Origin of the sequence: Ruegeria sp. R14_0, from assembly GCF_017743975.1 — a bacterium.
Taxonomy (GTDB): domain Bacteria; phylum Pseudomonadota; class Alphaproteobacteria; order Rhodobacterales; family Rhodobacteraceae; genus Ruegeria.
Genome location: NZ_JAGHRC010000017.1, coordinates 1 through 10334, shown reverse-complemented (window position 1 = coordinate 10334; position 10334 = coordinate 1). Strand labels below are relative to the sequence as shown.

Below are 10334 nucleotides of genomic sequence, written 5' to 3'. Positions count from 1 at the left end.
GCGATGGCAATGTCTACCAGATCCCGCTGGAAGACCTCTATTCGCGCACCGAACTGCAGAACCTCAACCTGATCTCTGACGATTCGATCTTTGTCGACACCGACTATGACCTGGACCGCGCCGAGCGCTATTTTGCCCAGCAGATCGCCCTGCGCGAGACCGTGCTGGAAGGCCGCCAGACCGCCCTGCAGGAACTGAACACCGCCGTCACCCTGCGCCGCGATGACCTCAATGAACGCCGCGACAATTTCGTCCAGTCCATCGAGCTGGATGCCGTCGATCGCGACTATGTCTACCTGTCCGGCGAAGTGCGCACCCAGGGCCGCTATGCCCTGCCGTTCAACCAGACCGCCACCCTGGCCGACGCGCTCTTTGACACCGGCGGCGGTGTGGCCAAGGAAACCGGCGATGCCTCCGAGGTTTACGTCCTGCGCGCCGCAACCAACCCCCGCGAACTCGGCGCCGTCACCGCCTGGCACCTCGACACCCGAAACGCCGCGCATCTTACACTCGCCGCACAGTTCCAACTGCGATCAAACGACATCATCTTCATCGCAGAAAACCCCGTCACAAAATGGGGCAGAACAATCTCTCAAATCACTCCATCACTCATAACAACACCCATAAACGCAGCCGTGAATTAAACACGGCAATGCTCCCCTTTTACTTTGAGGCGCGCGCCTATAGAAAGTGGCATCGCATTCGCGCCGACTATGGCCACTTACTAGGACTCACATCTTGGCATGAAGCAATCTCCGATTCACGAAGCCCATTTCAAATCCAGCCGCACATCTGTCGTCGATGATCCGGCAGAGGATAGTATCGACCTTGAGGCCGTGGTCCGAACGCTGTGGCGCGGGAAATGGATCATTGCGCTGACCACAGCCGCCGCAATCCTTGTTGGGGTTTACTATGCGTTTGTGGCTGCTGTACCGCTCTACCGATCCACATCGGTGGTAATGCTTGAGACGGAACAGGCCCGCGTTGTGGATCTGCAAAGTGTTGTCGGCGGGCTTGCCGGAGATTCGGAAACCGTGAATTCCGAGCTTGAGGTGCTGCGATCGCGCGGGCTGATGGGCAAAGTTGTCGACAGGCTCGACCTGACGTCGGACCCCGAATTCAATGCAGCGCTTCAGCCAATTTCGTTCGTTGCACAAACAAAAGAAGCCATCAGGTCAGTTTTTTCGCCCACCGCACTAACGGGGCCAGTGCCTGACGACTTGGCGGCGCAGTTGACGCATGACAGCGTGGTTTCTGCGCTGCTGGAAAAAGTCACCGTCCGGAACGTGCGCCAGAGTTTGGTGTTCGAGGTGGCCGTCGAGACAACCCAGGCTCGCAAATCAGCTTTGATCGCGGACACCATCGTCGAGCTGTATACCCTGAACCAGATCGAAGTGAAGTTCGAGGCCACAGAACAGGCAACCACTTGGCTGACCGAACGCGTGGCCGAGTTGCAGGTGGATCTTGAGACTGCCGAAGCCAAGGTCAACGATTTCAATTCTTCGACCGCGCTGGTTTCGCCCGAAGCGTTGCGGCTTCAGGAAGTTCAGTTGAAAGACCTGCGCGAACGCCGCGTTTCCGCAGAAGCGAACCTTGCCGCCGCCCAAACAAGGACAGACGCCTTGAATGGTGCGGAAGACCGCGCTGCCCAGGTTGAAGTCAGTGAGAACCCCGAACTGCAACGCTTGTTCAACCAAATTAACGAAACAGGCGAGGGAGAAGCCGCGTTTGACACCGCTTTTCAGCGTCTGGTGGCCCGCACTGCATTGGAAGCGCGCCGGGCGACTCAGCAGGTTCAGGCTTTGACGGTTTCGACCGATGAACTGGAACAGCAGATTGCGACCCAGAGCGCAGACCTGATTACACTGCAACAGCTTGCACGCGAAGCCGAAGCCGTGCGGTTGCTTTACGAATATTTTCTGGCACGCCTGAAAGAGACTTCGGCGCAGGAAGGTATCCAGAAAGCTGACAGCCGACAACTGTCGCGCGCAGTGATCCCGAACGCGCCCGCGTCGCCCCGCAAGTCACTGGTTCTGGCTCTTTCTGCCGTTCTGGGTCTGATACTGGGCGTCGGAATTGTCCTGCTGGCCGAAACACGGCGCAAAGGCTATCGCTCGGCGCGCGAGCTAGAGCGCAAAACCGGCCATAGTGTCCTGGGCCAAGTCCCAACCTTCCCGGCGCGTGGCCGCCGCAAGGTATTGGAATACCTTGCGGCAAAACCGTCTTCGGCGACCGCCGAGGCCGTGCGCAACCTGCGCACATCGCTGATGCTGTCCAATGTGGACCGACCGCCACAGGTTGTGGTGATGACGTCATCCCTGCCGGGTGAAGGCAAAACCACGAACTCTCTGGCCCTGGCGCAGAATTTCGTCGGGATCGGCAAGAAGGTGTTGCTGGTCGAAGGTGATATCCGCAGGTTGACCATGACCGCCCAACTGGAAGGTGCGCCCAACAAGGGCATCGTGTCCGTTCTGGCCGGAGACGCCACCCCGCAGGAAGCCATTTTCCAGGATCCACTATTGGGTTGTGACATTCTGGCTGGTGAGAAAACATCGGCCAATGCCGCCGACCTTTTTGCCTCGGACCGGTTCCGGGCGTTTCTGGATGACATGCGCAAGCTCTATGACATCATCCTGATCGACACTCCACCGACCCTTTTGGTCTCGGACGCGCGCCTTATTGCACGCAATGCAGATGCGGTGCTTTTGACGGTCAAGTGGAATGACACGTCAGAACAGGATGTCATTGAAACCATGCGCCTGTTCCAAACCGACAATCAGCGTATCACCGGGCTTATCCTTGGCCAAATCAACGCCAAAAGCGCGAAACACTACGGGTACTCTTACGGAAAATACGCCAGCAAGTACTACGTCGACTAGGCTGACCCTGACGCCTTTGGTCCGGGGCTAACACCAGCGTTACCCCGCTTGCACGGGCAAGTCTTGTGCACAGTGTTTTCCGGTACGTCAGTCTGAGCACGCCTGATTTGTTGATGGGCGGGCGCAGGCGGTCAAAACGCGCGAGAGGCCTAAATCACGCACTGATCCAAATCGGCCGGTCTGCGGTCGACCGAAAACCGAAGCTGCCAAAGCAAAACAGCGCATCCTAAGGACGCGCTGTTCGGTCTTCGGTCTTACAAAAGCCTGAGCTTTAGTTTGTACCCGACGTGCTTGTTGTATTGGTCGTGGAGCCACCGCCACTTGCAGCCGCGACACCGGCAACTGCCGCGACGGCACCCAGTGCGGGTACGACCAGCGGCACAAATCCTGTTACGCCCGCAGCCGCAGCTGCGCCGGCTGCTGCGCCAGCACCAGCGCCACCGGCACCACCACCAGCTCCGGCACCCGCGCCCGCACCGCCAGCTCCGGCACCGCTGCCAGCGGTACCCTGTGCAGCACCTGCAGCTCCGGCATCCTGTGCATATGCACCGGTCGCGGAAAGGGCCAGTGCAAGAAGTGACGCTCTGATCATCTTGAATCTCCTAAAACAAGTCTTGGATGATCGTTATCACACTTGCTTCAACCTAAGAAAGGCGTAATACCAAAAATTTACTGGGATATTTCGGTTCGGTGCAAATTGCTTTCGGGAAACGAATTTCAGGTACCACCACGTCGCCGATAAAGGCAAAGACCGAGTCGACCGACGGAAAATGCTCCAACATTTGGCTGCATTTCAAATTGGTGCCATTCGCAGCGCGCAGGCGCATTTACAATTCAAACGCAATCAAGCAGGTGAAATGTGTGCCGGCTTGAATTTATGAGGGCGAAGTTATGAAGATTGCGGTTGTAGGGCTCGGGTATGTGGGATTGTCCAATGCGGTGCTATTGGCACAGAATCACGACGTGACGGCAATCGACATATCTGAGGCACGAGTGCAGATGGTCAATTCAGGCCAGTGCCCCATTGTAGACGTCGAGCTGGAAGACTTTCTTGCCAACCGCACGCTTTCGCTTAGGGCGACGACGGAACCGGCCTTCGAAGACGCCGAGTTCGTGATCGTCGCGACCCCGACAAATTACGACCCCAAATCCAACTACTTCGACACGTCCAGCGTCGAAGCTGTCGCGCAACAAGTCACTGCGGTGAACCCTGACGCCACGGTCATCATCAAATCGACGATTCCTGTCGGCTTTGTCCGGTCGTTGCGCGCCGATCTTGGCAGCGATAATTTCATATTCTCACCAGAGTTCCTGCGCGAAGGGCGGGCGCTGTATGACAACCTGCACCCCTCGCGCATTATCGTCGGGGAACGCTCGGACCGGGCGCGGGTGTTTGCAGAGTTGTTGCTTGAAGGAGCCCTGGCCGAGGATGTGGACATTCTGTTCACCGACCCGGATGAGGCCGAGGCGATCAAGCTGTTCTCGAACACCTACCTGGCCATGCGGGTGGCTTTCTTCAATGAACTCGACAGCTATGCGATGGCGGGTGGTATGAACACGCGGCAGATCATCGAAGGTGTCTCTCTGGATCCACGCATTGGCGACCACTACAATAATCCGTCTTTCGGCTATGGCGGCTATTGCCTGCCCAAGGACACCAAACAACTTTTGGCGAACTATAGCCACGTACCGCAAAACCTGATCCGCGCCATCGTGGACGCGAACCGGACGCGCAAGGATTTCCTGGCCGATCAGATCCTGATGAAGGGCCCTAGGGTTGTTGGTATTCATCGGCTGGTCATGAAGGCAGGCAGCGACAATTTCCGGCAATCGTCGATTCAAGGCATCATGAAACGGCTGAAGGCCAAAGGCGTCGAGGTGATTGTCTATGAACCTGCGCTCGAGGAAGACGAGTTCTTTCGCTCGCGCGTCATTCGGGATCTCACGGCCTTCAAGTCCGAGGCAGACCTGATCGTCGCCAACCGGTTCGGCCCTGAACTTGAGGATGTCGCGGATAAAGTGTTCACCCGTGACCTGTTTGGTGCGGATTGACCGGGGTCCATCATATAAGGGAATGACCTGCCACTCGGAGGTGAGCGGCAGTGTCGGGCCTTACATCTGTCGATAGAACATCACGCCAGAACCAGCGCATGAATGCCGGTTGCCGTGGTGCCGGTCGCATGTACCCGTGCCGTGCCCACCGGCAGGATCGAAAAGTCCGTTACGTTGACCGTTCGGGTTTCGCCCTGAACCGTCGTCAGGACTACCGAGCCGCCTGTTTCGACGTACAGACCGATGGCCACGTCGGTCAGGTCCGCACTGTCCGAGGCAACAACGGGAACAATGTCACGTGCTGGGCCGGACAAACTGGAGGCGCGGCCGCTAAAGGGATTGGTCGTCATGGAAGAAGTCTCGCTGTCTGTGTCAAACAGCGGCACGTTATTTAAATTCGCTTAACGATCCCACAGCCCACCGCACGTTGCGTCCCGCTGCCCGCCGTTTCGCGAGACCCATGCCGTTGAAGACTGCCGCGCTCTTGAGGCAAGAGCGCGGGGGATGATGGTTAGCCCTTGGCCCCTTGCCCGCGCGCGTATTTGTCTTCGTAGCGCACGATGTCGTCCTCACCCAGATAGGTGCCGGTTTGCACCTCGATCAGGACCATGGGGACCTGGCCCGGGTTTTCCATTCGGTGGACTGCCCCAAGAGGGATGTAGACAGATTGGTTTTCGGTCACCAATTGCTCGGTATCGTCAATGGTCACGCGCGCTGTGCCTTCGACCACGATCCAGTGTTCCGAGCGGTGGAAATGACTTTGCAAACTGAGCGACGCGCCGGGATGGACGTGAATGCGTTTCACCTGGAACCGGTCACCCACCACGAGGCTTTCGAACCAGCCCCATGGACGGTGATCCTTGGGAAATGTGGTCGCCTGCGGCGCGCCTTTTTCTTTCAGCGCACTCACCGCCTTTTTGACGTCCTGAGCCCGCGACCTGTCGGCAACCAGAACGGCGTCGTTCATCGCCACGGCAATGATGTTGTCCAGCCCGATCCCCACGATTTCCAGCTGTTCGCTGTCCGAACGCAAAAGCGCGTTCTGGCAATCAATTGCCGTTGCGCTGCCGCTGGTCACCACACCTTGGGCATCCGGGCCGCTTTCTCGCCATACGGCATCCCAGCCGCCCAGATCGGACCAGGCCGCATCGAATGGCACCACCGACAGGTTGGAAGCTTTCTCCATGACGGCATAGTCGATCGAGATATCTTTGGCCTGCGCCCAGCTTTCGGGGTTGAGGCGGAGGAACCCCAGATCCACTGAGGCGGTTTCCACGGCCGCTTTGACCGGGTCCATCAATTCAGGCGCATGGGCTTGGAACGCCGCGATAATGTCCGCCGCACGGAACAGGAAAATCCCCGCGTTCCATTTGAAATTTCCAGCTGCCAGCATTTCGGTAGCACGGGCAACGTCCGGCTTTTCGACAAAAGTCTTCAATGGTACAGGCGCGCCGTCATCGCCGGGGACAGCGGCAAGTTCAAGATAGCCGTAAGCGGTTTCAGGATGCGTCGGGGTGATGCCGAAGGTCACCAACTGGCCCTGAGCAACCGCATCCAGCCCCCGGGCGACGGCAGCCTGAAACTCAGCCGCGTCAGGAACGACATGGTCAGACGGCGCAACCAGCAAAACAGCGTCGTCATCCTTGGCATAGGCATGCAGGGCTGCCGCAAGCACCGCGGGTGCCGTGTTGCGACCTTCGGGTTCGATCATGATCGTCCCGGGATCAAGGCCGATCGCTAGCAGTTGTTCGGTTACGATGAACCGAAAGTCTGAATTGGTCAGCACCATTGGTGCGTCAAACTTCAAACCGGCATGTGCACCTGACAACCGGCGTGCCGACGCCTGAAACAGCGTTTCTTCCCCAACCAAAGGAACAAACTGTTTTGGATAGCTTTTGCGGGACAACGGCCACAGGCGCGTGCCGGAGCCGCCGCAAAGAAGAACTGGGCTGATCAACATAAAAAGCTCAATGATTTGACGCGGACGCCTCTGGTCCTATTGAAATCGTCCTGTCGTGACAAGGCCGGGATTGGCTTGGTTTGGAAAAAGATGGCCACGGCCGATAGCGCCCATGCCGTTGGAGAAACCAACAGCCGCAACGCTTTGTCCACAGCTACGCGATGTGGCTAAAGCTAGAGGCCAGCCATTAAAAAGGCAGGCTCGCCGCCGTTCAAACAAACGGCGCTTAGAACCCCGGTTGCAAATGCGCCGGTGTCCACGGCAATCCGACCGCGATGCGCCGTGGCTCGATCTACAATCGTGTGGCCATAAACAACCCAGACCCCGTCCTTCCGGTCAACAGAGCGAAAGTCAGGGTGCCCCCACATGAGGGTCTTTTCGGATTGCTGATCTGCAGCGGTGTTGGGGTTGGCGCCGGCATGCGTGACCAGAACATTTCCAGAATGGTCGAAAGGCTTGAGAGCCTTGAGCCACTGAATCAGCTCAGGCCCCATCTTTGTCATCAGAGTATCGCGGCATTCAACTAGCTCATCACCGCTCATCTCGGCGCGCGCGCCATTCACAGCAAAGGAAGCCAAGGTCTGCAAACCACCGTATCGTAACCAACGCGGACCGTGCTGTTCCGGGTCGCGCAGGAAGGCCAGCATCATGTCTTCATGGTTGCCCATCAGGCATGTGAAATCCGAACGGCTTTGGATCAGGCGCAAGACATCAGCGCTCTGCTCGCCGCGATCTACATAGTCCCCAACAAATATGATGCGGTGATCCTGCGGGATCTGAGGCAAAAGGTTTTCCAGCTGCCGCATGCAACCGTGGACGTCTCCGATAACGCAAATCGGAGCATCCGGCTGCGGGTTCGAAAAGACAGCGCGCCGTCCGAAACGTTGAAACAGCGATGACAGCACGGTGAAGGGTTCTCCTGACTGGGTATTTGCCGGTGGCTGCACAGTATTTAAGGGCCGCCGGTCTGAAACCAAGGCCTCATACCTTTCCGTGCTGACCCAAACAAGCCCTCGTCAGGCGGTTCGACAGGCCGGGATCCCCAGTCGAATAAGCTCGGTGCCTTTGATCTTGTAAACCCCGTTGATCCGGTTGCGCCCTTTGTCCATGAACCAGGTTCTCAGAGGTTCGGGATAGTACGAAGCCATGACTTCGCTGAAATAATCAAAGTCCGCCTGTGCAAGGCGCCGTCCGCTTCGCGACGGGCCATGAAAACCGAATGTTGTATTTGGGTCAACGCAGGTTCCGGGAAGCCCCAGAAACATCGTGCATGTCGAATAACAAACGCGCCCACGGATTTCGACCTGAATTCCGTGGCGCTGAAGGTTCTCAAGTTCGATTAACCTATCGTGCAAATACCCGCCGCGATCACTGCCGACGACCATGGGGCTTTGGGCCTGGGCCGTTCCGGGTGAGGCAACAGCAATTGCCAGAAACGCAGCGGCCACGACCAGAGGTCGGGCAATGCCGAGCGAGGGCCTTTTGAGCACGCAAGGCGACGCTTTCTTGTGGGGTCGTGCTATCCTTTTTGCCGACATCTCTTAACCTCCGGTTCCAGTTGCGGACCGGATCAGAGCTATCGAGCGGGCGAGGGTTTGGTTTGTGAGGGCCGTGTCGAAATTATGTTTTAAATCAAAACTTTATTTCTGTTTTTAGGATATTTTGATCTTTGAGCGGACTTGTGCGGCTAATCGCCGGCCACCAGACTCAAAACCAGCCGAAGCTCAGCACTAACGGTATACACGACCGTTTGCGCGTCCTGCTTAGGCAATTCCGGCGCACGAAGAACTGGAGGTGATTTCCTGGGAGGCAGATACAGGCCCGATCCGAAAAGCCCGATAGATGCAAGGCACTGCCCCGCTCAATCAGATCAAGCAGGGTTTGGTGAAACGGTCGCTGATCGGCTGTATAAGGGTTTTTTATTCGCTTGATGGCGGTCGACGAGCTTTCGCATTTGCTTCCCTTTTTTCGGGATATAGCGGACTGACAATGCCTCAAACTGTGGATCGCAGCATTCCGGGAACAGGTCCTGTATCTCTTGCTGGGCTTCGGCCGAAACCGATTTGAGAGCCTCGGGCCCGGTATACAGGCTTTCTGTCAGCGCACCGTTTGACCAAACAAGCTCATGGCTGTCGAACAGCAGGTGATAGAACTCCACGCCATTGGGGGTATCGGTCACAATTTCGATGCCATCCAATGAGAGCAGCTTTTTGGCAGGGATCAAGACGTCCGGGCAATCAAACATCCTCTGGGCAACCACGGAAGAAACAAGAATGCGATGCTGTTGTGACACGATCAGATCTTGCTTTGGGTGTCCTGCACCCAAGGCATTCGCCGAAATACGGATCGGCCTCAACCGAGGTTCTATAGTGAGCTCGGTATTGCTCAGACGGCGTGATCCGACCCAGCGCAGAGGTTTCAAACCATGGTCATGTGTCAGAACGTGGTCCCCGGCTTGCAGATCCTCGACCGGAACTGCACCTTCGGACGTTTCGATCAGTGTTCCAGCGCCGAAGCACAGTACATCCTCAAAATCTCCTCCGGCGTTCGTGGGGCCAGTTACCGATTGCCCCAGCGTAATCGTATTCGTCCCGGTGTCGTTCCAGGCTGCTGCGACAGCGGCGGAATTTACCGTGAGGCCATTGAACAGCTCCAACGGTTCAAGAGGACCATTGTTCGTTTTGATGCCATAAAGCTCGATGGTACCATCCGGATTCACCACCAGTCGTACAACGGGGGCATCGGGATCACTGTTTCCAAGCTGCCAAACGGCAGGTGTATTCAGTTCGTAACGATCTCCGTCCGCAAATCGTACAGTCTGACCAAATGTCGATGGAATCTGGAATTGCAGCTCATTTGGCGCGCCGGCCGGGCCGCCGACAAACAGATTCACACCGTTGATCTGGAGATCGAAGCTATTGTCCAGTGAGGTGAAATCAATGACAAAGCCGCCATTAGGCGACGTATCGACAAACGTTGTGGAGCTGCCGCCTGTGATATTGAAACTCGCCATTATTCCCTCGTTGACATTGACGGTCTATGGCGAATTTTCAATCACTTACGCCATTTTTCCAAGTGGAGTATTACTCACTTCCCTACTGTTGGGAGGTTCATATTTCCAGTTGTTGAATGGCCGGGAATTACGTTTTTTTATCGCACATTTATAGGTTTTTTGTGGTCGGCAATGGAGGTTCAAAAGCCAAACCTTCGTTTTCAGTGACACAAAAACATGGCAATCCGCCTGCGATTGATACGCGGGGCTCACGCGTTACTTCTTTGGCTCAGAGTTATCCTGATCTGTCTGGCTTTTCAGACGTTGGTTTTGTGAGTAGGATTTGAACCTGGGGCCTTTGGGTTATGGTTTGAAGGGACTGTGTCCGCCTTGGGGCCGTGAACGCGCTGATAACGACGAGGTGAGATCGTAAAGCAAACAGTCCAGTGGA

At 56.6% G+C, this 10334-nt stretch carries 8 protein-coding genes and 1 pseudogene; 3 read left to right on the top strand and 6 right to left on the bottom strand.

Going from position 1 to position 10334, the window contains the following annotated elements; translation table 11 throughout:
- Positions 1-644, top strand: a pseudogene (locus J7416_RS22430) (sugar transporter); the annotation flags it as partial.
- Between the two features lie 99 nt (positions 645-743).
- Entirely contained in the window at positions 744-2879 is a 2136-nt protein-coding gene (locus J7416_RS22425; RefSeq protein ID WP_209227915.1) for a polysaccharide biosynthesis tyrosine autokinase, read from the top strand.
- A 271-nt stretch (positions 2880-3150) separates the two neighbouring features.
- Here the strand turns inward: J7416_RS22425 and J7416_RS22420 are convergent, their stop codons facing one another.
- On the bottom strand, positions 3151-3471 hold the full coding sequence (locus tag J7416_RS22420) for a hypothetical protein (RefSeq protein ID WP_209227913.1): 321 nt from the start codon (positions 3469-3471) through the stop codon (positions 3151-3153).
- A 299-nt stretch (positions 3472-3770) separates the two neighbouring features.
- On the opposite strand from J7416_RS22420, the gene J7416_RS22415 reads away from it, so the two are divergent.
- The gene (locus tag J7416_RS22415; protein ID WP_209227911.1) at positions 3771-4931 is read left to right on the top strand and encodes a nucleotide sugar dehydrogenase; all 1161 of its coding nucleotides are present in this window, start codon (positions 3771-3773) and stop codon (positions 4929-4931) included.
- 80 nt (positions 4932-5011) lie between these two features.
- Here the strand turns inward: J7416_RS22415 and J7416_RS22410 are convergent, their stop codons facing one another.
- The 5 genes from J7416_RS22410 to J7416_RS22390 all read right to left on the bottom strand — a co-directional run bounded on the left by J7416_RS22410 (position 5012) and on the right by J7416_RS22390 (position 9904).
- A complete protein-coding gene (locus J7416_RS22410) occupies positions 5012-5281 on the bottom strand; it encodes a hypothetical protein (RefSeq protein ID WP_209227909.1) in 270 nt (89 codons plus the stop codon).
- 161 nt (positions 5282-5442) lie between these two features.
- On the bottom strand, positions 5443-6891 hold the full coding sequence (locus J7416_RS22405; RefSeq protein ID WP_209227907.1) for a mannose-1-phosphate guanylyltransferase/mannose-6-phosphate isomerase: 1449 nt from the start codon (positions 6889-6891) through the stop codon (positions 5443-5445).
- Between the two features lie 173 nt (positions 6892-7064).
- Entirely contained in the window at positions 7065-7796 is a 732-nt protein-coding gene (locus J7416_RS22400; RefSeq protein ID WP_348540302.1) for a metallophosphoesterase family protein, read from the bottom strand.
- A gap of 111 nt (positions 7797-7907) precedes the next feature.
- The gene (locus J7416_RS22395) at positions 7908-8381 is read right to left on the bottom strand and encodes a hypothetical protein (RefSeq protein ID WP_348540301.1); all 474 of its coding nucleotides are present in this window, start codon (positions 8379-8381) and stop codon (positions 7908-7910) included.
- A gap of 380 nt (positions 8382-8761) precedes the next feature.
- Positions 8762-9904 (bottom strand): Hint domain-containing protein, encoded by a 1143-nt coding sequence (locus J7416_RS22390; RefSeq protein WP_209227905.1) that lies wholly within the window; start codon positions 9902-9904, stop codon positions 8762-8764.
- Between the last annotated feature and the right edge of the window lie 430 nt (positions 9905-10334).